Source organism: Albibacterium profundi, assembly GCF_042159835.1.
Taxonomy (GTDB): Bacteria; Bacteroidota; Bacteroidia; order Sphingobacteriales; family Sphingobacteriaceae; genus Albibacterium; species Albibacterium profundi.
In genome coordinates this window covers 1835263-1859639 of sequence record NZ_JBBVGT010000002.1, presented here as the reverse complement: position 1 = coordinate 1859639, position 24377 = coordinate 1835263, and the positions used below count along the sequence as shown (strand labels likewise).

Genomic DNA, 24377 nt, shown 5'->3' with positions numbered 1-24377 from the left:
ATTATGAATAAACTAATAGCAATCGCATGTATAGCCTTAGCAGCTTTGGCTTCATGCAGTAAGGAAAAAGAATCATTTGATCCACAGCAGAAAATCACCTATCAAGTAGAATGTGATTACTGCTTGGTGTATATCGAAGACAATGTTTGGAACCGGAATAACAAACTGGACCGCTCCAAGAACCAGCATTTTAATGTTGACGGCAATTGGCGTTACGAATGGGTCAATACGGAACTTGATTCGATCGAAATGAAAATCATTGTCGGCGTATTGGGTGGAAAGCAGAATGTCAAAGCTTCGATCCGTACCAATGATGGAAAATCCGTTTCCTTTGATGAAGTGATGGGTTATAACGACAATCCGATGAAAGAAGATTATGGATTCGAAAAGGTGTTAAAACTTAAATTAAAATAGATCATGAGAATTACATTTGAAAACGAAAGCCTTAATACTGAAGTGTCTTTATCTGACGGCACTTTAACAGCGGACGGTGAAATTTCGATTCACGTTTCATCTGAAGATGGTGAAGCAACTCACTATTTTCAGTCATTCAAGGAATTTGATGATTTCTATCACGCTGTAGATACTTATAGAGATAGAATGAAGGATCATTTTGGATTGAGGTAACATGAAGATATTATATTTTGACCTAGAAACAACCGGCACCATGTTTTGGAAGAACGGTATTCACCAGTTAGCCGGTTGCATTGAAATAGACGGCATTGTAGTTGAAAAGTTCGACTACAATGTACAACCGTATCACAAGGCGCAAATAAACGACGAAGCGTTGTCTATTGCCGGCATTACACGCGAACACCTGAAAACCTACGAGCCTATGAACCTGGTATATCGCAAATTCGTTGATATGCTTGGCAAGTATGTCGACAAATTCAACAAGAAAGACAAGTTTACGCTTTGTGGTTATAATAACGCAAGCTTTGACAACCCTTTTCTTCGTGCGTGGTTTGTTCAGAACGGCGACAATTATTTCGGTTCGTGGTTTTGGTCTTCTTCCATTGACGTCATGGTGATGGCACATTGTCATTTAATGGCTCAACGTCCTGAAATGGTAGACTTCAAGCTGAAGACCGTTGCTAGTAAAATGGGATTGCAAGTTGACGAATCTAAGCTTCACGATGGGTTCTACGATATTGAGTTGACACGTGGAATATACAATTTGATACGTCAATCAACTACTTATTAATTATATTTGTTATGGTAAAGAAAACTAAAGTTTTCCATGTGGAATTTAACGAGCCAGTAGACGGCACAAGAAGAAAGAACTTCTATTTTGGCTCGTTATCCGCAATTTTTGATAGGTTCACACCTCAACAGATAGGCTGTAAGGTCGAAAACCTATGGAATCTGAAGCTGTCAGGCGAAAAAGCCTATACAAGCAAAACATGCACTATTTCTGTTGGTGAAATAGTAAGGAAGAAGCAACGGACACAATAATCGCTAAAAATTATATACAATATTCTTGTTAAATTATATAGCATGGAACAATTAACGAAGCAACGGATAGAGCTGATAGAAGAAGCCAAAAAACTTCTTCCAAACCCGCACGAACATAACGACAATAGGGTAAAGATTAAATTTGAAGATGATCCTGTTTATCATTACAGTATAGGCGGCACCATAATACATGTAGATAGAAATTATGAAGAAGTGGAGTTTGTTAGATGTATCATAAGCGTAAACCCTTTCTCTAATGGCACTGAAGGTTCAATTCAGATATTTACCGGTTCAAAAAAGGAAATTGATGAAATTGATAAAATTGATAATGTAAAATGGATTCCATCAGAATTATTTGAATCCTTTGATTTTAGGCATCAATATGACCCGTTTAGACAGCAACTTTTAGCTGAATATATCAACATGCAATGAAAAAAGTAATAGGTATTAAGAAAATTGAATTGTTTAGTGAAGGTCAAACAAAACCAGTGGTATTGTTTGACAATACTAAGCGATACCCAAGAAAACTGAAGAAGCGATTTAAGAAAGGTCTTGCTACTCCAAAAAACGAAATGATGTACATACCAAGCGGTGCACAAATCCAGTATACAAATATAAAACCATGAACGAAGAAGAATTACTACCTTGTCTGAAATGCATCCACTTTAGACCAATTGAAGGCGGTTGCAAAGCTTTCCCTGAAGGTATTCCAGATGATATTGCCAATGGAGAAAGATTGCACGATAAAGTAGAGCCTAATCAAGTCGGCGACTTCGTATTCGAAGAAGGTGAACCGGTTGAATATAAGGAATACGGATTGTAGCTACTTCCTAAAATATTCGTCAATAAGGTTTCCGATCCTTAATGCGTACTTACTGGGATTTTTGCTTAACGTGAATTCCGTGAACCCTTCAGCCATCAACTCATTGATGTTAGTTGATGCATACCTACCTAAATAAATTTCCGCCGCCGCTTCTTTGTTCGTTGACATTAAGTTCCTAAGTTCGACATGGTAATCTTTATTGATAGTATTAAGTTTCTCAAAGAATTCCGGTGCATTCCTGCCAGTTGCGGTTTTAACAAGATCCTGCGAATGCCGTGTAGCAATAACATGTGCATATTCATGTACGATAGTCGATATTGAGTTGAATTGTTCATCAACAGCAGATTTGCCACGCTTTAGGTTTTCCAGTATTTCAGCCCCTGTATGCCTTTTTCTACTGTAAATCCATCTATCCGTACCTGATCCAAAGTCAATATCTTTAATATTACCAGTTGACCACCGGACCACCCTCCCATGATATCTAGCACCGCCTTTAAACATAACACCGCTTAACTTTTCAGATCCTACAACATAATTACTGGTGAGATAATCTAAAGCACCTAACATGTCAGGAATCGCTTCTTTGCTGACTTTTGCGCCCATCTGAACGTTATTCGCCAATGGGATCAGTTTATTTACAACTTGCTTTGCCTGATTGTAATTACCGATATTAGAATACTTATCCTTATAACCTCCTATATCTTTGATTTGTGGAATAGAACTTTTCGGCTTTTTGGCCGCTGCGATATTCCTAAACGCAAAGTTGTTTCCTATCTTACCGCCTTGGAAATTATCACGTACGAAGTAAGGCATGGATTTCCAGTTCTTTGCACGGTCTTTATTATTGTTGATCCAGTCGATCATACCAGTAGGAACGGTTTTGACCATATTAACGGATTGAAAGCTTGAAGTATCTTCTTCATTCAGAAGCATCAATTCAAGTACATCATATTCGTCTTCAGTTGGTAGTATCGGAGTGGCAAAGCAGCGGCATTGCGGATGCCATCCAACGAACTTGAATTCCTTTGGGTATTTTCCGGCTAACTCAATGCATGTAGGGCAATGATTGGGGTTATTAGAAAGTTTTACTTCAATTCCGACAATAAAATCAAGACTGGCCCATCTATCATGGTCAGCAGTACGGTAAGCCATATTGATTTCAGTACGTGTCAATCTCATGGCATTCTTGTAGGAAGAACGGTATACACCTTGCCCTGGATGCAGTTCTTTCGCTCGCTTTGAAAGCTTCAGGTTTCCATGCTTATCCCTGACACGCCTGAACAATTGACCGGGATCAGCAAGGTTCTGACGAACCTTACGGCTTAATTTAGCTGCATCCATTCCTTCTTCAAGACCTAGGTCAATACCCAATTCTATTTCTTTCCTTGCGCTTTTACTGATCTTCCAAACTCGATCAGACAGATTAAGACCGTTGGTTTTTCTTGACTGGAATGCTTGCAGCCCTTCCAAATTCCTAGCACCATACTTATATTTCTTTTCCAGTGTCGATCTAGGTATTTTCGTCTTCTTGGAAAGGTAATCCAAAAGGGCGTCGTTCTTTGCATGTGCAATCGCAAACGCATCCGTGTTGCCCTGCTTTATGTTGGCAGTCATTTTGCCGGCAAAGTCGCTGAAAAGCTTATCTACAAGCTTTTTTGTTTGCGGATAATCGTCGAAAGTGAATATCTTATCAGGGTTCGGTTTTAATTTAGCGGCAATAGCTGAAGCTTCACGTATAGCTGTGTTATGAATAGTCTTTACACGTGCTGCGATGGCTTCATTTGCCATGAAAGCAGATGCATCCCAATTAACACCGCCAATTACGTTCTTTTTAGCCATTACAGCACCGTTATATACTTATCGTTAAGTGTTTCACCAACATTGATCTTTCCTTCCTTAAAAAGCGTGTTTAAGACCTTGTCCATCTTCTTGCTCAAATCCATTCGTGTAAGGTGTTCAGGGTATTTCCCTTGGGCCTTGTCTTCTTCAATAGCAAGCGAAATGAAATTCAATAAAGCCTCTTCCATTATTCAGTAGGTTCAAAAACATTAAACGTATTTTCCTTTGTGTATTCAGCCTGAATCTGAACCCAATCTTCATCCGGATCATCGACAAGACCGGCTTGTTTAACGGCTTGTTGCTGTGATATGATCGGTTTATTTCCGTTTGCAGCAACCAGTACCTCAACACGTCCTTTTTCGTCTTCAACGGTAAACGGTCTGATTTCAGGCGTTAACTCCAAGTCACCAACAGTACCCTTCCATTTCGGATTCATAAGCCCTAGAAACGCTTTGATGATATTATACTCACGCTCCAAAGAGTCCAAATAGATTTCAGATTCATCACCTACCTTCAAATGTGCATCAACAAGCATCCATTTACGTGATTCGCCTGATTGCGCCCCGATCCCTTTGATGTTTTCGAAGGAAAGGTCCGGCAATTGAAGTTCCGTGAAGAAAAGGCGTAAAAGCGTCTCAAACTGGAAGCGTACCGATTCGGGTGATTGCTGCCACGAAGCATATTCAGCACCGCCGGTACCGTCTTCAGTAAAGAAGACCTTATTCCCTTCACCTTTTGTGGGTGCACCCTTCAATTTACCTTTGATGATCAATACCGGTGATGCGTGATAAGCGATAATTTCACCGTTACGGGATAAAAGAAGTTCTATTTCATGTACTTTGCCATTATCAGCATCATCCCAAATCGGTTCAGGACGGTATGTGTATATTATTGGAATTTTGCCGATCTTGTTTTCTTCATTCAAGACAAGTTCCCAATCATTTGCGCCTTCTTTTCTCCAACGAATATGCCTATCTGCTGTCCACGTCTCAAATACGGTAACATTAACCTTTAAACCTTCATCATTTGTGGAATTCATGTTGATCTCACGGCTGAATGCAATCATATCCCTTGTTTCATCGAACAATGGGTATAGTTTATCGCCATTTTTAGGTGAATAGATAGCATACTTAAGCTTATAATTGCTTTGGAAGCCGTAAGACTTGTTTTTGTTTTCTACAAGGTACCAGTGAACGGCACATTCACATTCAGAAGAAGTGATCTTGCAACGCTTTTTGTTCAGCACATCCCAACGGTTCTTTTTTTGTATCTTGATGATCGATTTGAATTGCTCCTTCTGAAGCGTTTCATCATCTTCAAGAATGGTATTTACTGGAATAGTGAACATGAATTCAGCTATACGCTTAACAGAAAGCTTCTGAAGACCAATAGCAACCCTTGTCACGGGTTCAGTCCTGACAACATTACCTTTATCATCCTTAACTTCCTTGTCTTTAAAAACAGCCGGATCCATGATCTTATGAAGTTTTGGTTCATATACCTTTTCAAGTTCATCCCATTCCGGAACCTTGATCGTTTTCTTCTTAAGATCATTAATGATGTCTTTGATATCCCTTGAGCTATCAATAATTTCTTCTATTTTTTTCATCTTCCAAATGCGTTTAATATATCAGTTTGGTCTTCTTCAACATTGCCTTCGTGATAATCCACTGCGTACGTTAAAATGTCTACATATTCATCGTGAACCTTTACGGGAAATCCTGCCACTTCTTCAATAAATTCTTCATTCCAGTCACCTTCAACGAGAACCACACGGCCGCACTCAATCGTTGGTGATATTGCATATAGCCGTGTAGATTTGGAATCCGTTGGACTTGGAGTTTCGGTAACATTCAGATCAGTCGATTCCTGAAGCTGATCAATAACACTCAATCCGTTTGCCTTTGGCTCTATGCGAAGTGAAGATCGATCTGTGTAACCATTTACCTTTAAGTAGTCAGGAAGGAAACGGATCAGGTCAGGGAATTTCTTTCGGATCTTGGTAGCATGGGTAATGTATATTTTATTCCCTATCCTACATGATCCCAAGAAGCCGCTTGGATCGTTTTCTTTCCTATCGGTAAAGGCGGTATCTCCAAAGAATATAATTGGCTGCGAATCCCGTAAGTAGTCAAACTCCGAACGTGGTATCTTGGTGAACCATTCTTTTTTAATGATGTTACCTTCATCGCTTCCAGGTGTTTGTTCAAATTGCCCTGCATACCCACGTGAACCAAGATCGATCTTTGCTTCTTCAAGTGCTGAATCTCCTAGTCTTGAAGGATCGAGTTTTCCATCGACATAGTGATCTTTCAATTCAACTGGAAGAACCCTGTCAGAAAGTTCGGCCGGCAAACAGATGTGTTTGATCGATTCAGATTTCTTCTTCAGAAGATATCCCGTTACATCGTCTTCATGCAAACGCTGCATAATGGTTACAACAGGTGTTTTTTCCTTATGAACTTTACGAGAAGAAAGGGTTTTGGTATGGTCGTTAGCGGTCTTTCTTTCTGCTTCAGATTCCGCTTGTTGTGGGTTTTGCGGATCATCATTGATGATCAAGTGGGCGTGCTTACCAGTAATAGCACTGCCTGAAGATGTTACGTACCTTGCACCAGTGGAAGTATTTTCATAAGAAGCTTTACCGGCTTTGTCACGCCTTAAAGCCACTTCAGGAAACAAGCGTTTGTATTTATCGCTTGTAATGATATCCTTGGATTTGGTAGCATGTTCAATACTCAATTCTTTTGAATAAGAGTTTGTAATGATACGCAACGTAGGATCTTGTGTCCATATCCAAGCCGGATACATGATAGTGACAATCGTTGTTTTTGTCGTTCCCGGCGGTATATTGATGATGATATCATAAAGCTTCTTTTGCCTTGCAACAATAGGCACCGATAGTTTCTGTAATTCTTCACACAAATACGGTATATGCCAATTGTATTCAGGTTCTTCCTTAATGATCACATCCCAAAAGGATTTCACGAATTCAAAGAACTCTAACCTACATAACCTCGCTTCAGCTGCATCTAAGTCAGAAGAAGAAAAAGAGGTTATTGTAGATACATTTTCATTCATTATTCAACTTCACGCTTACGGTTTATTTCCGCAAGCACTTGTAATTCTTCCTTAGAAAGTTCATTGACATTGATTTCAGGTCTTGTCATTTCAACTTCCTTCTTTTCAGCAGCATACATACCCATGATCTTACGACGTTCAATGAGTTGATGCCGTATTTCGGTTATATAGCGTACATCACCGTAACCTATTTCGGTCTTTTCCGTACGTTCGGCGGCGATTGTCCTAATAGATCGTTCATCCACTAAATCACCGTCCTTAGAAACTATTTTGCGTCCGTTTGGAAGAAGGACACCCTTTTTCTTTTCTGACTTAAGTTCCTGGTCTTCCTTCGATTTCTCCCATGCATCCCATAGCTCCATAATTGTTGCATCGATCCGTTCAAGTTCTAACTGAACAGCCAAATCCATATCTTCCACACGGTTTTCACGCCATTCTACAAGAAGCGTCTGAACATCGTTCTTTACCGTCATGTGGGATATCTTCACGCCTAAATCTTCTTGTATCTTCGCGGCAATGGCACGGTATGACCACCCTTTTCGGTATAAAGCAGCAATAGCAGCCAAACGGGCTTCCTTTTTCTGTCTAGCAGATTTGTATAGTCTATTCCTACTACTCATTTCTCACAAATTCAATGGGTTTAACCTTCTTAGCCGTTCCTGCTTTGCAAGCATTTCCTTGTGCTTTGCAACAGCTTTTCTAATGCCTTCATTGTTGGCGTTGTGCTTTGGTTTTACTTTCATGTTACTTGAATTTGCAGTTAAAACCTTTATTGGAAAGATCATTGAACACATCAAGAAGCTTATTGACGTCTTCATGTTCAATAATTAATACCTGACCTTCTTGCGGCGATGGATCACCTGAAGAACCACCACTATCTGAATCGTCTTCAGATTCATCATCTTCGTCAGATTGCCAAACGTCAACACCCCATTTGTCAAGTTTTTCGGAATCCCATTCATTGGCAAGGATTTCATAATCCCAGTCACCATTTGACACGTTGTCACGGATTATTATTTCCTTTTCACGGGATTCAGTAAGGTTTTCCAATAAATAAGTAGGCACTTCTTTAAGGCCCAAGGAGACAGCAGCTTCATAGCGTTGGTTGCCGGCTATGATCACCAGTTCGCCGGTACGGTTGGAAAGGATAATCGGACGTGCATTGAAATAATCCGGATTATCCTTAATAGATTTCCTTAGTTTCTCAAAATCAATCTCCTTGATGGTTCTAGGGTTGTTTTCGAGTTTAACAAGATCTTTTAAAGGTCTATTAGCAAACATATTGAGCTTATTGTTGATATCCGTTCAAATATACAACATAAGTGTTTATAATGTACGCACATTAAATTCAAAAAGATAACAGAAGAAACAGAGCGATAAGTAACGGAAAAAGAAAACCCCTCGGCAAAGGGGTTTTAGGTGCTCAACTAAGAATTTAAGCGATTCAATAAATGTAGTTGCTAATTTAGCGATATAAATACAATCTACAAAGCAATTTCAAGCCTTATTTTTTATCGCTTCACGGATCAGATTCATTGTCTCTGTTGAATTTAATTCTTGCGGTGTACGTCGTATCACTATCCATCCTAATACGCTCGCTTGCGTAAGCTTTTCCATGTCACGCTTGATGTTTTGCGGTCTTGAATGTGCACCGCCGCCTTTTAGCCACAAACCACCATCCTTTTCAATAGCGATTTTGTGATCGAGTATAGCATAATCGAAACGCCAACGCCTCGTTTCATGGAAACGGTGCTCTAAGGTAACATCCAATCCAAGTTCTGACTTTACCAGTTTACAGAAGAAGTCTGTAGTTGGCTTTTCTTTTTTAATCTTTCGTTTTTTCATTACATCGTCTTAAAATGGTAGTTCATCATCATCGAATAGTATTTCGTCGATTTCTTCTTGACATTTTTCACAATACAGATCATCTCTGTTTTTGGGTTCGGTGAACTTATCGAATACGCCTGTATCCGATTCGCCACATGAACGACAAACAAAATGATACGTTATATATCGTGAAGGGATATGCCTGTTATCCCTATTTGCGGCCCGAAACTGATTTTTGTACATGATCGTATATTAAAGGTTCTTCACATGAAGGACATTCACTGACTTGGATTAAATTATGTTCCGTAAAAGACCATCGTTGCATCATTTCTAATTGTTCTCCGTTGGGCGTAACAAATTCACCTCTGTGCATTTGCTGTTCACCTTCGATATCGAATATCCTATCATCTATCAGGGTCACACAATGATCTTCATTAAGATTGATCAAGGGTTTTGCATTTGGGAATATCTTCTTCAGGAATAGGTGAAAGCGATAACAACCACCACACATGTATATATCCCAAATGATCTTTTCCGTTTCTCGTAACGCATTGATAATGAATAGACATTTATCAGCGTCGGTGTTCAATGTGATTTTTAAGTCTTTCATGTCAATCGTGCTTTTGAAGTTCGTTAATAATTGAATTTACAGACCAGTGAACAACAAGTCCAGGCGGATAAGGATCACGGGGCAAATCTTTGCCGCCCAACAATACACGGTCATGAAATATTTCAGCATACCATTCCTTTTCTTCGTTTTCATAGCTGTATTTCATTCCTGCTATCTTTTTGAAGCCGAAATACTTCAGGCATTTAGCAAAAGTATTGCATGCTTTCTTCCGTTCCGCTAAAGCCTTTTCAACGTGTTTGATTTGGTCAGGCGTCAGGTCTACTGGTATGCCTTCCACGTACACTTTAATGCTTTTCATTTGTTTGCTTTTATGTATTTACCACATGCCGGAAAATTAACTCTGTGATCAGAAGAAGGACTGGCGGTTTCCTTTCTCAACTCGCATTTATAGTACCTTTTGCCAAACTGTTTATAGTATAGATGATCACACGTTTTGCATCTTGCGCCTTCAGGGCCTTTGCCGTAAACAGCTATACATGGGTTTATGGTATAACTGCCATCTTTATTACGGGTGTTGCGAATCTTTGCGACTTCGTCTTCACCAAATAGGTTTTTTGTCATGATTCAATTAGGTTTACGGTCAATAAAGTATTTCAAATAAATGCCAAACAAAGAAACCTACTTTAACCGTTCCGATATACACACCATTATTGAAGTCAATCGGTGCTCCAGTACCTACAAGCGCAAAACTCCTTTGTTCGTTACTTGCTTCAGTATCTACTTTTGCATATAGGTACATCTTGCTAGTTTGGCGGTTTGATTTAAAACAAAGGATATTTGCCCCAACAGGAAGCGATAAAGTGAATGTTTCCTTTATATGTATTTCATATTTATAAATTGTATTCATATTAGTATGACTTAAACCATCTTCCCGACATCAGGAAGATGGTGTTTTGTTACTCATTTATATTCCCTTCTTCATCACACGTGAAAAGAACCACCGGCGGCATACCACCGCCGGCAACTGATAATATAATGGGTCTCCCTGCGTTGATGGCTTCGATGTCTTCTTTGTTGGGCTGCCAAACGGTATTAACCTGAATAACACGACCTTCTTTGTCTTTTACCTCAAATGCTGAAACTGGAAGACATTCTTCATCACTCATTTCTTTAGGCTTGGTGTAGACGGCATTTGAACCTTGAAAATCTATTGGTCTCATACTTAAATGTTTATGTAAATTATTTACCTGTAAATATTATTTGATCCTAACGATGCAACATAGTTTTACAACTATCTGACTATCAACCTATTGCCATTTATCGATACTCGCATCAATGCGATCTTTGAGCCTTAAAAGCTTTTGTTCCTTGATCTGAAGCACTTCGTCTTCACCAAAAAACCTTGAAATTTGCTCGATCATTATTGAAGCATCGGCTAATTCTTCCTTAATATGATTGATCCGACCACGTTTAAGCTTACTGCATTCAACGATTAATTCAGAACATTCTTCGATAAGCATATCGATCTGTTTGTCAAATCCGAATATCACCACGGCGGCGTCCATTATTTTAATTTCTTGCTCTCTTTCCATTATTTTTTGATTAAAAATTTATTGAGTATCCTGCTTATGCAAGGCACGGATAAATTGTATTTTTCACTTAGTTGGGCAAGGGTATATTTTCCGGTCATGAAGTTGCGGTATATCGCCCTGTTCCTTTTATCTCGTTCTGCATACCCTTTGTACTTTTTCACGTCTATATCTTCTTTATTCTCCAACCATTTACGGAATTGAAGACATATTCTTTTCCGTTTTTAGCAACGTACCGTCCAGTCAGATCAGCGTCGATTTCCACGACATCACCGCTTTTGATCCCTTTGAGTTCTTGGATCTTGTTTTGATTGAATTCCACTTGGAAAGTGCTGTTGTAATTTTGTTCGATTTCTTCGACCCAAATAACTCGCTTGGTGAAGTTTCCGTAAGTTTCAACTGGAAAAACATCCTTGATGATTCCGGTTATTTTAATTGTTACTGGCATATTATATTTGTTTGTTTATGTATTAATCTGTGCAAAATCCGGCTTGACATCCGCTGCCAGTACCGAAATTAAAATCCAACTGTATCCCTAGTTCTGCTATCTCAAGCATTGACAATTTTTCCTTGAATGTATTACCTTGAAGTTCTTCCTGAATAGCGGCCCAATACATGATAGGCGGGTTCGTTTCAAAGTTTTTACGTAATTGTTGCGGATCCTTCCAAAAGCAGTTAAGGCAATTACTGTCTTTAGGAAATTGAATGTTTTTATCCTTCCAATATTGCTTTATTTGATAATGTATGATATGATCATCGACTAATGGAAATACACCAATACGCCAAATCAATTCCTTCCAACGGTGAATCCATGTGTTTGATTTTGGTCTGTATTCACAATGAGTGGAATATTTGATAGTATCCGTAAACCGATCAACACGTTCCACTTCATCCCATCTGTAACCTATTCGCATTTTAACCGGTAATGAGTGGTATAAGTATAGGTACTGGAATATTGGTATAATCTTCATAATCGTTGTGCAAAAGCGTTTATCCATGTTCGGGATTGCTTTTTTTGTACGGATCATTTGTTCCCATCCCATTCCACGAAGCCATGTAATTTCACGCCCTATATGTTGTTCCAAATCAAATATTGTTTTCAATATGATCGGATCTTCAGATGTAGCAACGAATTCGGGCCAGTGGCTAGAATATTTTTGCAGCCGGTCATTAGCCATTTGAAGTAACTTTTTGTCTAGGTCACGCCCTGCATTATGATCATCAATGCATACAAGTGCAAAAACATCAATATCAGCAGGATAATTAGCAGATATATAACTACTTGTTTTGCCGCCTGAAAGACTATTTACCGTTAACATTTCACTTATCCTTTCTTTCTATCTTTATATCTCGTTAATAAATCTGTTATAACTCCAAGTATTACCGTTGCGATTATTGCGTAGTGTATCAATTCTGTATTCATGCAAATAGCCCTAATTCTTTAGATAGCCTTGTTTCAGCTATCCTTATATATTGTTCAGACAATTCAATCCCTATAAAATCCCTGTTTAGCTTTCTCGCTACCAAGCCAGTAGTGCCGGCACCAAAGAACGGATCAAGAATTACCCCCCCCCGTGGACTTCCTGCCTTAATGCACGGCACGACTAACTTTTCAGGGAACGTCGCAAAGTGTGCTTCACGGAATTGAGCCGGTGAGATAGACCAAACAGAACGCTTGTTTCGCATTCCGGTACATTGTTGCTCTTTGGTCATTGCATCCCAACGATCATTAAACCCTGCATGTCTACGAGAATGACCACGTTGTTTGTCTTGGTGCTTTCCGTTGAATTTGGCAGCGTCTTTAAAACTGCCTTTTCTCAAAGCATTTACTTTCTCCGTTGGAAGGCTTTTGTGCGTGTCTTTCACACGGGCTTTTCTAGCAGCTGTCTTGTTGCCGTCAACATCCCAAATAGCCGGCTCTTTGATAGAATCCTGATCGTAATAATATTTTGCTGATTTGCTCAACATGAAAATGTATTCATGCGATTTCGTACACCGATCGGTAACCGATTCAGGCATGCAATTGGGTTTGTGCCAAATAATATCCTGTCTCAAATACCATCCATCGGCACGAAGAGCAAAAGCCAACATCCACGGGATACCGATAAGGTCTTTATTTTTGATGTTTACGGATTTATCGTAAACTGTCTTTTTGCTCAATCTTGATGCAGAATTACCACGGTTTTCAGTTTTTGTATCTGCATAACCTTTTCCGGAACCCCAATAGCTGTCACCAATGTTAACCCAAAGCGTACCATCATCTTTAAGTGTCCGTTTCACTTCACGGAATACATCTACCAGTTTTTGAATGAACAATTCAGGTGTGGCTTCATTTCCTATCTGTCCAGGGTGTCCATAATCCCTAAGATTGAAGTAAGGCGGTGAAGTAACGCACATGTCAATTGATCCGCTTGGAATAAGCTTCAGGTTTTCAAGTGCATCACCTTTCATTATCGTATTTTTAAGTGATTCTATATCCATTTCTAAAATTTCAATTCCTGTTTTATGTGATGAATAGTTCTCCAATTCACGCTGAATCCGTCAGGGATGTTCCCTAGATCATCTACCACATTGAGCAAAATATCTTTATGCTTATTGGCAACGATCAGTATCGTATAACCTTCGTGACCGCATGTATATTGAGGTTCATACCTTTCGCTTTCCTTCCTGCCATCGTTCAGAAGATCAAGTAGGTCATTAGCTACCTTCATTATTTTTTCGTCAAATAAGCTTAATTGATTCATGGCTATTGACTTAAAAGACCGTTCAATTTGATTGCTGAAGCCTGAACCCATTGTTTCGGCACATTCGGTTCCACACTATTACCAATGAATTTCTTTTGCTCCGACTGGTTCCCGAAAAGCTTGTAATCTGAAGGGAAACCCTGAATCTTGATCAGTTCAGGAACTTTCAGCATTCTCATTTTTATATCCGATATTTCATACATGATCATGAAAGACTTGATCTTGTGCATCACTTCAGGTTCATCATCATAAAAAGGGATGCAAGCTGAACCGCAAATCGTCTGCGTGAGATACAACGGTGCTTTATCCTGCCTTGCTATGATCACTGGACACGGCTTTTCAGTTGATGTGCTGTGTCCGCCGTGCGAAGGATTGATAATATAGTGATGCCTTCTGCTAGCCAAAAGAGTGGGTGCCGGCTCGTTTATAGATTTACCGACATTGCCGAAACTGGTATTCATGATGAAAGGTTCGGTGTTTACTAAAGAATGCTTGTCATTAGTCAATATCGCTCCGGCAGGAACATCTACAGATTGATGGTTATGATCACCTGAATACTGTTTATCCAACCAAAATGCCTGTATTTTTGAGAATCTGTCTTTCGTTGTCAACGTGCCGGCCGGTTCTTCTGTGGACTGGACATTATCACCATTACCGTAATATTTAGCTAGAAAAGAGACAAATACCGGTGCATGGCTGTCTTTTGTTTTGATAGCACCGCTAGGGCGGTCCACGCTTTGTATTTTACCTTCAGGGCGGCCCGAAAAATACTTCGTGATAAAAGCCATGCCTAAACGGTTTTGAGTGGTAACGGTACTACATGGATCGTCGACAGATGGAGCAACGTACTTACCGGTTTTTGACATGGAATTCCATTTGATCATGAAAGCTTCTTTGCCGCCGGCCACGTACTTTACAAGACCTGCATAGATGCGTTCTAGGGTTTTAGGGCTTAACGGCTTTTTTCTCTTAAAAATCGATATACCTTCATCGTCAAAGTCAAGAACTTCCTTGACAGCTTTCCATTTCTTCAGACCGTTACCGAAAAGATCCGATCTTTCCGGATTATTGGAATGCGTTGGCTCGGGCCAAACAATAGGCAATCGCTGATCTCCCTGAACTGATCCATCCTTTGCAAAGCATCCAAAAAGACGGTTACGAGATGTATATGAACCAAAGTCAGCAGAATTCATTTCACGCCATTCATCGTAATATCCGAAAGAGTTGATGTGTTCACGCCATCTAAGCCATTCCGATCCGTTCTTTCTGCTAACCGGCTTTCCGTTTGCGTCTAGTGGCCCCCAACTCATGAATTCTACTACATTTTCAATCTGTATGTAGTCAGGGTTTAGAGCGGAAACATAACGATACAAATGTTCAGCTAAGGTTCTTGAATCAGCATCACGGGGTTGTCCCCCCTTTGCTTTTGAGAAATTTGTACATTCTAATGAAGCCCAAAGAACAATCTTGGCCCATGGGTACATTTCACGGTATTTTTCGATCAGATCTACCAACGGCGTCAACTTCAATTCCCGGATATCTTCTTCAAAGTGAACAACTTCAGGATGGTTAAGCCAATGTGATTTAATGGCATTGTGGTCATGGTTCACGCAAGCAGCAACGATAGCAACTTGTTTGCCGTTAACTTTTGCTTTCATGATCCCTGTTGTAGTGCCGCCGGCACCGCAAAAAAGATCGATATATATGAACCTGATGGCTTCAGGATGTTTAACCTTGATCGGTTGCAGGTCTTTTTTGGTATTTGCGATAAATAAGTTAATCATTTTCGTTTTTTAGAGTTAAATGTTTACGATGTAAACACATAAATTGCATGCGATTTACTGAAAATAGGGTGTTGTTAACTATTGATTATGACTTCAAAAGCCCCATAACTTGACGTTGTGCCAGTGGTACGGGCTGTTAGATTCAATCCATGTTTGGAAATGATACGCCGTGCATAGCTCAAAGCGACATCCAAATCGCCTTTTATCCTAAATTCTATCATACTATCTCCGATAAACTTTGTGGAACCCTGACCGAAAAGGTCTTTGAAAATTAATAATTCTTTCATTTTAAAATTCTTGTTTTTGGTTTACTAATTCGTTTATGTCCGCTTCAACTTCCTTAAAGTCGCTGAAGACAACATGTAAAGCGATTTTTTTCGCTTCTTTTTTGATCATTTCCTTACCCATTACACTGCTTGGATCGGAAATAGAATCAACTATTGATGTAAATTCTTTGAATTCTGATCGGTTTCCGGCGTTCTGCGGGCTTTTCTTAGTAAGGATGGACTGTTGAGCCTGAATATATATTTCGTTCTTCCTAGCGGTGTTTAAATTGATCATATTCTTTTCATCCATCTTGTCGTAGATGAAATTCCCATAATCTTCATAAAATCCTTTTTCTAGAAATATGTTATATGCGTTGATAATTGCTTTTTTGATCCCTTCCTGGACTTCTTCTTCAGTCGGCTCTTTTTTAGCCGGCTCCAATGACCGGTGATAGTCCAATATGGCTTTCTTTCGGTCTTCAGTCTCGATATAGGCTTTCAGGAATGAAATAAACGTCGTAGCGTTCAAGCCGTAATATTTTCCATATTCACCATAGACACCCCGATTGATAGCAATGGGTATTTCCTGTATGCGAATCGACGGAACTTGCTTTTTCACTTCAAAAGGCAATACATTCGACAAATAAGCCGAATCTTCATCGTTCATGGATTGCCCTAGATCCTGATAAGCTTTCACTATTGCCAATCCCAGTACTTTTCTCAAATCGTCTTCATGAACCTTGACAACAGGATTAGATTTGACAGCTTCAGCGATTTCCAACGATGTACTTTTTGGTTGTTCGTATTTTTCAATCTTCATGATAATCCAAATGATTTTTTTGCCACTTCCACGTTATTGCTAAATTTTGATTCTTTTTCTTTTTGACCGGAATCTTTTTCTTTTTTTGAAAAATCTTCTTTTAACGGAAAAACACCCTGCCAACTGTTCATCGTGCTTTGATCGAGAATTTGAATTTTTAATTCTTCATTACCGCCTGATAATTTTTCGAGTTCGTTTTTTATCATTTCGACAGCCCTGTCAGTTGCCGGCTTTCTAATTTTTTTTCTCATCTCTAAAAAATTATTCAAAGAAATTTCAAAGCCTGTTTGAGCAAGCTTTTGCTTGCGAGTTTCTTTTATATTATTTTCTTTATTATTCTTATTATACTTATTAACATTATTGTTAGTGTCCGTTTGCTTTACTGTTTGCTTTACTGTTTGGTGTCCGTTTGCATTATCGTTTGGGTTACTATTTGCTTTATCGTTGTTTTGATATTCGTCATAGTTTGTTATTGATATTAAGGTAGTTACATTTGTTTTTTGCCTTACTATCTGATTGTCGTTTTCAAGTGCATTTAAGAAACGTTCTACTTTTCCCCTAGACCACATCCAACGTTTCGCCAAACTCTCTAAATCATACCCTATTTGACCTCTTTTCACATCCACTTTTATCCCTCTTTTAAAGAAGAATCCGGCTTTATGATTTGCGATAATAAGCATGTCAAACCATGCTTGCATTTTGGTAAAAGGTTCTGAAAAATAGTACGGACTATCTACGACTTTCCTGTGAATGCTTATCCAACCTTTATCCATTTCAATTCCTTTAATATGCATCTGACTTACCGTTATTACATGTCGAACAAAGCGTCTGAAGGTTGCTTTCTACACTTTCACCGCCCTTTGAAACTGGCTTAATATGATCTACGTGCAACTGTATATAATCAGATGTAGCACCGCAATACTTACACCTGAACCTATCCCGTTTCAATACCTCGTATCGAAGCTTATTTGTCATTTTTTGACGTTCTTTTTTGGCTGTTTTACTTAACGGTAAGGCTTCCGAAATGATCATTTTTATATCAATACACATATCACCTCCTATGATAGATGGTATATTTTCTACAAAATAATCGTATGAATAAATAACCTCGTTTTCATCCTTCAAAACCGATATACACTTGAAAATTTGCTTTTTCGTAACAGAACAAAAAATAACATTATCGGTATAATGAATAGAGTTGGGAGCTTTTTGATACGTGATCATTTCCGTTTTTTTTAGTAATAAAAAGCCCTTTTTCAAGGGCTTTTCTAGCCAATCCTACACAACGTTATTCATCAAATAAACCTCCCAAATGTCAACAAAGTGGGTCCCGAAATATTCTGCCAACGAATCCGATTTTACGCAAAGCCGCGAGCCGAAATTCGCATACGCATTCGACGCCGAATAAAGCGTAGACGAGAAGCCGAAGCCCGCAGAGGTAACCCTAAACCACGGGAACCACTTATATTCGTTTGTGTCTTTAAAGTCAGGTATCCAACCTTCATTAAGAGCCTTAGCGATGATACAAAGCTTTGTATAAGCGTTTATACTCAACTGAAATTCATCATCATTCCCGTCTTCTTCAGACATGAAAGGAAGTTGATCTTCAGGATCTAAGCCTAATTCTTCACAAGCATCTTCGTATGATTTCACACGGTCTTTTATGCTCCCTTGAAATACTTTCTTTCCAAATAGATCAGTAAGCAATCCTTTGCCTTTATTGTTGGCATTTTTGTACGCCTGTAAGACGTTTTCTTTGGTTATTTCCAGAGTTTCACTCATTTCTATAGTTTTTAAAAGGTCAATAATTAAACTTCGAATATTACGATGCCAGGTGCTAACTCGACTATCTGGTCTAATTGAGAATCGATAGCCAAATCACGATGATACTGGATCAGATCGTTTGCAGCCGGAGATATCAACGTGCATGAAAGATCGTTCGGATTAACGTTCACTTCCACTTCAATGATTTCCTTACCCATCCCTTTGAAAAGTGGAACGTTAAGATTGAAATTTTCAGGAAGATTAGAGTTAACAACTTGATCCTGAAGCAGCCTTTGACTACCTCTGTCGTTGGTGGTTTTCTCAATTTCCTTAGCTACTTTAGCCTTGAAATTCTTCAGTTTGCTAACGATTTCCATCGCTGCATTTTGTGTCTCGAATAGAGAACGATTCATTTTGAACTTATCAGCAAGTTCAAAGGCGGTCAGGTACTCACCATTATTGATACCCAATTTGGTGAAGTCAGGGTGAAGCTGAAGGCTTCCAGTGATCACGGTATCTACATGGAACCGTTCATTACAAACAAGTTTGATAGACAGTTTTTCCCTGTCAACAATGATATGGCATTCCGTTTCCGGAAAGGCTTTCAATCTCTTATGTAGATACCGTAACGGACTGTCAAGAACACCGTTGACGATTAGGTTTTTCGGTTCGTGGATTTCAGGTGCTTTGCCTTCACGAATAGTCAGTTCAGTACCGTTAACGGTTACATCGATTTTTTGATTTGACATTTTTATAAAATTTAAAGGATTAATGATCTATTAGTTGTCGTTCGTTCCATTCTTAATGGAATAGATCGTAGTTTGCCGCTCCGATGGCATGATCTGACGTTCTTCTACCAAGTCACCGATAGCGTTGTAGAAACGGACTTTGCCGGCTTCATGGTCAATGAACTTGTAGCATTCTTCGTTCACAAGGATCGACTTGTTTTTGATGTGGTCCAGAAGCTGCTTTTTTTCTTCTACATAAGGCTTTGCTTTTGCCTTATAAAGTGCTGTTTGCGCCTTCTTTTCTTCTTCAATGTCATTTAGGTCGATACTCACATCAGAAAGACGGTTCTTCATTTCCATGATTTCTTCAGAACTGAATTTCTTCAGGTAGGACATTTTTTCAACGGCATCGGCGTTATCTTCCAAGAATCCCGCTCTTTGGTTCAATGGCAGATGATCTGCTAAATTTTGATTTTCCATTTTCAATGGTTTTAAGTGATTTAAAAGGGTTATTTTTAAGTTCGTACACTTTGCCTTCATGATTATCCAAAGCAAGCGTAAACAAGTGCATATTTCGCCTGAAGAACCTTATTGAAACTGAATCCATGTTCATTACTTCATAATCTTTATCATTGATCCAATTCTTATTTTTCCGGATAATGAAATAATCGTTCATGAACGTATCGGATATGTGCTTTATGCTCAACTTTGCTATGATTACTGCAAAAGGACGGTCTTCAGCTTTTATAAGTTTGTTCAGATCCTTCACTACTTTCAGCATATCAAAAAGGGTATTTATTGAATTCAAGTAATAATCCATCATCAGCAACGGTAACAGCTTTTTGAGTTGCGTTCTCAATTGTTTTTTGGAACTCGAAAGCATTACTGTTGCTATCCGATAGGTGAATAAGTACAATGTTGTTTACGGCACTCAAATCGTTTGCAAGAAGGAAGTTTTTACATGTTTCGATACTCATGTGTGATTGTATAACTCGATCACGAAGAAACTTCATTCCTGTTGCAAGCTTTTTGTTGATTATCTTTTGACAATAGTTTGCTTCGATGATAATGTTATTCAGACCTGGGAACGTATTAGGAACGTAGTAGGTATCGGTTATAAAAGCTATCAAACCCGTTTCGGGGTGCCTGATCAGGAAATTGATAGGTTCGGCACAATCGTGAAGAACGGTGAAAGCCATGACCTCAAAGTTTCCAAGCTTCGTTTTTTGACCGTGTGCGATATGGCTTAACCGATGATGATCAACTTTACAAGCTTTTGCAGTTCCTTTGCTAGCAACAACGGTAATGCCGGCATTCAGAGCATCAGAAATAGCGAATGAATGATCTTTATGTTCATGCGTACACAAAGCACCCACAACCTTGTTTATATTAAAGCCAATACCTTGCTTGATCCTGCTGAACCGAATCCCTAATTCGATGATCAGGGATTCGTGTTCATTTTCCAGTAGATAGCAGTTCCCTTTTGATCCAGTAGATAACACTTTCAACTGCATGTCTATGAATTAAAGATGTCAGGCATTTTTTGCTCTCCATGTGTTAGCGGCTTTTCAGGCTGCTTTTCTTCAGGATTTTCCTGTTTCTGATCGTTTTCCGGTGCATCATCAAAAGACATAGGCTGTTTGTTCGCATTCTTATTGATGTCATTGTCTACCTTATCGGAAATATCTTCATACGCCACGTCTTCAATATCCCATGCTTCTTCTTCAGTTTTCATACCCATCGATATTTCAGGGGCGTACTCGTTTGTCCAGAATGAAGCGGCCCGATAGATGAGCATCTTTTTAGGCATGGTTTTCCATTTCGATCCATTCTTCGTGTACCATCCTTCTTCGATAGCCATCTTGATGGTTACTTCAGAAGATTCGAGCCTTTCATCAGAACCTTTTTCTTTGGTATAAGCGACACACTGAATGTTATCCATCTTACTGCCATCGAAAACAACTGTTTTGGCTTCTTTTTTACGAGTTGCAGGGTTCCACTCGTATTCGGTTATCTCGATCTTTCCAATCTTACCAAGGTCCTTAAACTCATATTTAAGGGTTTCAAATCGACCACACGTGTTTACGGTCGATATAAGAAATTTTGATGACCACGAAGGGCGGCCGTAGATGATAATAAGATTCTGCATCACCATGAGTGGATCAGCGCCCATGCGTTGTGCCAACGATAAGGCGATCATACAATTCGCCATCGCCTTTTCAGGCGTTACTTTGTCTGAAGCTTTGTACATGTCAGGCACAAGCTCCGACATTGAAAACATCTTGGATACCCTTTGCATTGTAGCAAACTGGTCGGAATCGAAGAAGTTGAAATGCTGAACGGAATTGCCGTTAAATTTTGCGATTTCTTTCATTTTTGTTTTTACTTAATTATTGTTTGATTGTTAATTGCGAATGTTCAGGAGACACGATAAGGCTTATCACTTGTTGGCGTGTGGAAATGATCTCGGTTACACTTTCACGGTTATCTATCCACACGGGGGCTGTAAAGCCGTAATGACTGGAAAGCACGTTGATGATATCCAACCCTGCATTTATCTTTGAAGCCGTATTTGCATCGTTGTAAGGAACGCCGTTGATAAGGGTATCACAAACATCGAATTCATTGCCGTCGATGGTTTTATCGAACATCCGGAAAGTGACAAAGGAGAATAACCCGTTTACCCTTTCTTCAGTGATCGCTGATTTCCTTGAAATGAACTTTTGGATAATGAATTCTTCATGCTCATAAGCCGCAATAGTTTGCGCTAGATGGCTTTGCTGATCTTCCAGTTCGGTTATACGTTTGTTGCCGGCTTCAACTTGCTTCTTTTGATTGATTACATCGTTATAGGAATCAAGCTTAATTTTCAATTCCCTTTTTTTCTGTATCGTTTCAGAATGGTCAATAGGTTTAAATTCGGATACTTCAGAAGAAAGGGCTTCGATTTTTTTCGATGCTTCGATATAATCATTGTTTGCAGCTAAAGCCTTTATGACTTCTTTTTCAGGATCAGGAATAACTTTGTCCGATTCTTCTTTTTCGAGTGCCGACAATTCTTCACCCTTGATCACAAGATTGTCCATCACGCCCGACAGCTCGATGTTCAGATCAGAAATTTCTTTGTTCTTTTCGTCCTTTACGGCATTGAGTGCATCTATTTCTGATTTATCCCTAGCAACCTGATTCTTTTCAGCAGTTGCTTCCTTCGTGATGATGTCCAATTGCTCTTTTTTGGATTTCGCAAAAGATTCGATCATTTCCTGCTTTTTGGCTTCAATGTTTCCCGGATCCAATGGACGGGAACAACAAGGGCAATCAAACGCACCTTCTTCAAATGTAAGCTGCTTTCCGTTTTCGCTAATCCATCTGTTTTTAAGCGATTCTACTTTTTCTGAACGTGAAGAAATAAGCGTTTCCAGTTCGGATATACGCTTGATGGCATTTTCTTTCAGGTTTTGTCGTACCCTTATAGCGTTTTCAAGTTCGGTGCTCTTTGTTTTAATCTTGCTTATTTCTTGCTTTAGGGCTTCAATTTTCTCTTTTCCGACACTATTCCTGTTAAGCATTTTTGAACGGATGCCGTTTTCGATATCAGATAGATACTGTTTTAACTGGAAAATCTCTTTTCTTTTATTGCTTATATTCAGTTCACTTGATTCATAAGCTTTATTTGAATCAGATATTTGATTGTCAAGATCATCGATTTTTGACTGTATATCCTTTACAGCAGATTCAGCTTCTGCTAGATTGTCCAGTTTAGGAAGTCCACGCTTTACTTCATCGATTCGTGAAGGGATCAATTTCAATTCATCTTTGGCGGTTTTGCGCTTACTGGCAAGTTCATCCTTGCGCTCTTTAAAGGTCTTTCCGGAATTAATGATACTGGTAAGAATTCCGATTTCGTCTTTATTAAGCAATGAAGCGATCTGATCCAAAACATGCTGATCAGTAACTTCACCCGTTATCTCTGTTAGAATTTCACGGCGTGTTTGCCATTTCAGTGAATTGAAATAGACGGTATCCGTAAGAAGCTTCAAACGTTCTTCAGGGATCATGGAAGACACCTTTGCTTTATACTCGGATTCTTTCAAAGGCACGTCATTCCAAAAGTAAGCGGTTTCGTTCCCTCTGAAGACCGGCGTTTCTTCACCACGTGCCGTGGTCCACTTTTCACGGTTGATACGCTTTAGGGTTATTTCTTTGCCATTGAAGTCAAAAACCCCTTCAACTTCGTTTTCTACCTTTTGCGTACGGGTTCCATCTGCATTGATGGGTTTGATCTCAAATACGTTTTGATCGTTGCTGTTTTTACCGGTAAGAAGCCATCTGTAAGCATCTACAAGGGTGGTCTTTCCGGTACCGTTTTCACCATAAATTTCCGTGCGTTCATGCACATCTAAGACGAAGTTCTTGATTCCTTTGAAGTTGGTAATGATCAAGGTTTTTAGAGTTAATTTGTCTTTTTTCATTTTGCGATTGAATTTTATTTAGTGTTGTTCTTTATGAATTCATTAAGGTTGTCAAGGTCAAATCTTATTGAACCTCCAACTAGAATGGGATTGATCGAGCCACTTTGTTCTAGGCGGATAATTGTTTGTTCTGATACGCACAAATACTTTGCAGCGGTTTTACGTGTAACCAAAGCCCTTTTTTCTATAATCGAAACAGACTTATCTTTCATTATACTGGCTTGTAATAATTCTTCGATCTTGGTAAGCCTTTCATCAATTGCTTCAAATGGATTTGACATAGTTTCCTTGTTATTTAGATATGTAATACACCAGTAGGAATAGCCCCACAACATATAGGACCACAGATACAAGAAGGACATAGGACAGGAATGCTGATTTGTACTCCCTGATAAAGTCCATTACCCTTCTTTTTAGAGAAGGTTCAGGCTTTGCTTTGGCTAGACGCTTAAGTTCTTCGTACCTTTCCAATGCTTCTTCTTTTTCACGCTGAAAAGGGGATATATCACTTGTTGCATCAAGTGTATGGCTATCGATATACCTGAAAGCATTGTGAAAACTTTTGAATCGGTCTTGATAATCAAAAGCCTTTAAAGTGTTCTTCTTTTTCATAG

37 protein-coding genes are annotated in these 24377 nt (G+C 39.1%); 7 read left to right on the top strand and 30 right to left on the bottom strand.

Going from position 1 to position 24377, the window contains the following annotated elements:
• The first annotated feature begins 3 nt into the window (after nt 1-3).
• Genes WKR92_RS09780 through WKR92_RS09750 form a run of 7 tightly spaced genes read left to right on the top strand, consistent with a single transcriptional unit; the run spans nt 4 to nt 2278 of the window.
• On the top strand, nt 4-414 hold the full coding sequence (locus tag WKR92_RS09780) for a hypothetical protein (protein WP_375557645.1): 411 nt from the start codon (nt 4-6) through the stop codon (nt 412-414).
• A 3-nt stretch (nt 415-417) separates the two neighbouring features.
• Nucleotides 418-627, top strand: a complete 210-nt coding sequence (locus WKR92_RS09775) for a hypothetical protein (protein ID WP_375557644.1) — start codon at nt 418-420, stop codon at nt 625-627.
• A 1-nt stretch (nt 628) separates the two neighbouring features.
• Nucleotides 629-1204, top strand: a complete 576-nt coding sequence (locus WKR92_RS09770) for a 3'-5' exonuclease (RefSeq protein ID WP_375557643.1) — start codon at nt 629-631, stop codon at nt 1202-1204.
• A gap of 11 nt (nt 1205-1215) precedes the next feature.
• Nucleotides 1216-1455 (top strand): hypothetical protein, encoded by a 240-nt coding sequence (locus tag WKR92_RS09765; protein ID WP_375557642.1) that lies wholly within the window; start codon nt 1216-1218, stop codon nt 1453-1455.
• 42 nt (nt 1456-1497) lie between these two features.
• Nucleotides 1498-1887, top strand: coding sequence for a hypothetical protein (locus WKR92_RS09760; RefSeq protein ID WP_375557641.1), 390 nt, complete (start codon nt 1498-1500; stop codon nt 1885-1887).
• Nucleotides 1884-2081: a hypothetical protein gene (locus tag WKR92_RS09755; protein WP_375557640.1), complete on the top strand. Its 198-nt coding sequence runs from the start codon at nt 1884-1886 to the stop codon at nt 2079-2081. Before WKR92_RS09760 ends, WKR92_RS09755 begins: the two co-directional genes overlap by 4 nt.
• Nucleotides 2078-2278: a hypothetical protein gene (locus WKR92_RS09750; protein ID WP_375557639.1), complete on the top strand. Its 201-nt coding sequence runs from the start codon at nt 2078-2080 to the stop codon at nt 2276-2278. The genes WKR92_RS09755 and WKR92_RS09750 overlap by 4 nt, the downstream gene beginning before the upstream one ends.
• Here WKR92_RS09750 and WKR92_RS09745 read toward each other — a convergent pair whose 3' ends face one another.
• The 30 genes from WKR92_RS09745 to WKR92_RS09600 form a co-directional block, all read right to left on the bottom strand.
• A complete protein-coding gene (locus WKR92_RS09745; RefSeq protein ID WP_375557638.1) occupies nt 2279-4117 on the bottom strand; it encodes a putative phage head morphogenesis protein in 1839 nt (612 codons plus the stop codon).
• Nucleotides 4117-4305: a hypothetical protein gene (locus WKR92_RS09740; RefSeq protein ID WP_375557637.1), complete on the bottom strand. Its 189-nt coding sequence runs from the start codon at nt 4303-4305 to the stop codon at nt 4117-4119. Before WKR92_RS09740 ends, WKR92_RS09745 begins: the two co-directional genes overlap by 1 nt.
• The gene (locus WKR92_RS09735; RefSeq protein ID WP_375557636.1) at nt 4305-5726 is read right to left on the bottom strand and encodes a phage portal protein; all 1422 of its coding nucleotides are present in this window, start codon (nt 5724-5726) and stop codon (nt 4305-4307) included. Before WKR92_RS09735 ends, WKR92_RS09740 begins: the two co-directional genes overlap by 1 nt.
• Nucleotides 5723-7198: a phage terminase large subunit family protein gene (locus WKR92_RS09730; RefSeq protein WP_375557635.1), complete on the bottom strand. Its 1476-nt coding sequence runs from the start codon at nt 7196-7198 to the stop codon at nt 5723-5725. Before WKR92_RS09730 ends, WKR92_RS09735 begins: the two co-directional genes overlap by 4 nt.
• Entirely contained in the window at nt 7198-7818 is a 621-nt protein-coding gene (locus WKR92_RS09725) for a hypothetical protein (RefSeq protein ID WP_375557634.1), read from the bottom strand. The genes WKR92_RS09730 and WKR92_RS09725 overlap by 1 nt, the downstream gene beginning before the upstream one ends.
• A 124-nt stretch (nt 7819-7942) precedes the next feature.
• A complete protein-coding gene (locus WKR92_RS09720; RefSeq protein ID WP_375557633.1) occupies nt 7943-8479 on the bottom strand; it encodes a ParB N-terminal domain-containing protein in 537 nt (178 codons plus the stop codon).
• Nucleotides 8480-8695: 216 nt separating this feature from the next.
• Complete coding sequence (locus WKR92_RS09715) at nt 8696-9043, bottom strand: putative endonuclease domain-containing protein (protein WP_375557632.1); 348 nt, start codon at nt 9041-9043, stop codon at nt 8696-8698.
• Between the two features lie 193 nt (nt 9044-9236).
• On the bottom strand, nt 9237-9635 hold the full coding sequence (locus WKR92_RS09710; protein WP_375557631.1) for a hypothetical protein: 399 nt from the start codon (nt 9633-9635) through the stop codon (nt 9237-9239).
• A gap of 1 nt (nt 9636) precedes the next feature.
• Nucleotides 9637-9954, bottom strand: coding sequence for a hypothetical protein (locus tag WKR92_RS09705; RefSeq protein ID WP_375557630.1), 318 nt, complete (start codon nt 9952-9954; stop codon nt 9637-9639).
• A gap of 282 nt (nt 9955-10236) precedes the next feature.
• On the bottom strand, nt 10237-10503 hold the full coding sequence (locus tag WKR92_RS09700; RefSeq protein ID WP_375557629.1) for a DUF7352 domain-containing protein: 267 nt from the start codon (nt 10501-10503) through the stop codon (nt 10237-10239).
• Nucleotides 10504-10552: 49 nt separating this feature from the next.
• Nucleotides 10553-10816 carry a hypothetical protein gene (locus tag WKR92_RS09695; protein ID WP_375557628.1) on the bottom strand — a complete coding sequence of 88 codons (264 nt, stop codon included), beginning with the start codon at nt 10814-10816 and terminating at the stop codon, nt 10553-10555.
• Between the two features lie 87 nt (nt 10817-10903).
• Nucleotides 10904-11188, bottom strand: coding sequence for a nucleoside triphosphate pyrophosphohydrolase family protein (locus WKR92_RS09690; RefSeq protein ID WP_375557627.1), 285 nt, complete (start codon nt 11186-11188; stop codon nt 10904-10906).
• 163 nt (nt 11189-11351) lie between these two features.
• On the bottom strand, nt 11352-11633 hold the full coding sequence (locus tag WKR92_RS09685) for a DUF3127 domain-containing protein (protein WP_375557626.1): 282 nt from the start codon (nt 11631-11633) through the stop codon (nt 11352-11354).
• 22 nt (nt 11634-11655) lie between these two features.
• A complete protein-coding gene (locus WKR92_RS09680) occupies nt 11656-12504 on the bottom strand; it encodes a hypothetical protein (RefSeq protein ID WP_375557625.1) in 849 nt (282 codons plus the stop codon).
• A 100-nt stretch (nt 12505-12604) separates the two neighbouring features.
• Nucleotides 12605-13666 (bottom strand): DNA-methyltransferase, encoded by a 1062-nt coding sequence (locus WKR92_RS09675; protein WP_375557624.1) that lies wholly within the window; start codon nt 13664-13666, stop codon nt 12605-12607.
• Between the two features lie 2 nt (nt 13667-13668).
• Entirely contained in the window at nt 13669-13929 is a 261-nt protein-coding gene (locus WKR92_RS09670; RefSeq protein ID WP_375557623.1) for a hypothetical protein, read from the bottom strand.
• A 2-nt stretch (nt 13930-13931) separates the two neighbouring features.
• Nucleotides 13932-15713 carry a DNA cytosine methyltransferase gene (locus WKR92_RS09665; protein ID WP_375557622.1) on the bottom strand — a complete coding sequence of 594 codons (1782 nt, stop codon included), beginning with the start codon at nt 15711-15713 and terminating at the stop codon, nt 13932-13934.
• Between the two features lie 74 nt (nt 15714-15787).
• Nucleotides 15788-16000 carry a hypothetical protein gene (locus WKR92_RS09660; protein ID WP_375557621.1) on the bottom strand — a complete coding sequence of 71 codons (213 nt, stop codon included), beginning with the start codon at nt 15998-16000 and terminating at the stop codon, nt 15788-15790.
• Between the two features lies 1 nt (nt 16001).
• Nucleotides 16002-16799, bottom strand: coding sequence for a hypothetical protein (locus tag WKR92_RS09655; RefSeq protein ID WP_375557620.1), 798 nt, complete (start codon nt 16797-16799; stop codon nt 16002-16004).
• The gene (locus WKR92_RS09650) at nt 16796-17593 is read right to left on the bottom strand and encodes a phage replication initiator YdaU family protein (protein WP_375557619.1); all 798 of its coding nucleotides are present in this window, start codon (nt 17591-17593) and stop codon (nt 16796-16798) included. The genes WKR92_RS09655 and WKR92_RS09650 overlap by 4 nt, the downstream gene beginning before the upstream one ends.
• A complete protein-coding gene (locus WKR92_RS09645; protein WP_375557618.1) occupies nt 17583-18023 on the bottom strand; it encodes an HNH endonuclease in 441 nt (146 codons plus the stop codon). The genes WKR92_RS09650 and WKR92_RS09645 overlap by 11 nt, the downstream gene beginning before the upstream one ends.
• Before the next feature lie 54 nt (nt 18024-18077).
• On the bottom strand, nt 18078-18581 hold the full coding sequence (locus WKR92_RS09640; RefSeq protein ID WP_375557617.1) for a hypothetical protein: 504 nt from the start codon (nt 18579-18581) through the stop codon (nt 18078-18080).
• Between the two features lie 26 nt (nt 18582-18607).
• The gene (locus WKR92_RS09635) at nt 18608-19312 is read right to left on the bottom strand and encodes a hypothetical protein (RefSeq protein WP_375557616.1); all 705 of its coding nucleotides are present in this window, start codon (nt 19310-19312) and stop codon (nt 18608-18610) included.
• 30 nt (nt 19313-19342) lie between these two features.
• The gene (locus WKR92_RS09630) at nt 19343-19771 is read right to left on the bottom strand and encodes a hypothetical protein (RefSeq protein WP_375557615.1); all 429 of its coding nucleotides are present in this window, start codon (nt 19769-19771) and stop codon (nt 19343-19345) included.
• Nucleotides 19707-20072 carry a hypothetical protein gene (locus WKR92_RS09625; protein WP_375557614.1) on the bottom strand — a complete coding sequence of 122 codons (366 nt, stop codon included), beginning with the start codon at nt 20070-20072 and terminating at the stop codon, nt 19707-19709. Before WKR92_RS09625 ends, WKR92_RS09630 begins: the two co-directional genes overlap by 65 nt.
• A gap of 1 nt (nt 20073) precedes the next feature.
• Nucleotides 20074-20805 (bottom strand): MBL fold metallo-hydrolase, encoded by a 732-nt coding sequence (locus tag WKR92_RS09620; protein ID WP_375557613.1) that lies wholly within the window; start codon nt 20803-20805, stop codon nt 20074-20076.
• A 2-nt stretch (nt 20806-20807) separates the two neighbouring features.
• Nucleotides 20808-21665, bottom strand: coding sequence for a recombinase RecT (locus tag WKR92_RS09615; protein ID WP_375557612.1), 858 nt, complete (start codon nt 21663-21665; stop codon nt 20808-20810).
• Between the two features lie 16 nt (nt 21666-21681).
• Nucleotides 21682-23763 carry an AAA family ATPase gene (locus WKR92_RS09610; RefSeq protein WP_375557611.1) on the bottom strand — a complete coding sequence of 694 codons (2082 nt, stop codon included), beginning with the start codon at nt 23761-23763 and terminating at the stop codon, nt 21682-21684.
• 14 nt (nt 23764-23777) lie between these two features.
• Complete coding sequence (locus WKR92_RS09605; RefSeq protein WP_375557610.1) at nt 23778-24044, bottom strand: helix-turn-helix domain-containing protein; 267 nt, start codon at nt 24042-24044, stop codon at nt 23778-23780.
• A 10-nt stretch (nt 24045-24054) separates the two neighbouring features.
• Nucleotides 24055-24375 (bottom strand): hypothetical protein, encoded by a 321-nt coding sequence (locus tag WKR92_RS09600; RefSeq protein WP_375557609.1) that lies wholly within the window; start codon nt 24373-24375, stop codon nt 24055-24057.
• Between the last annotated feature and the right edge of the window lie 2 nt (nt 24376-24377).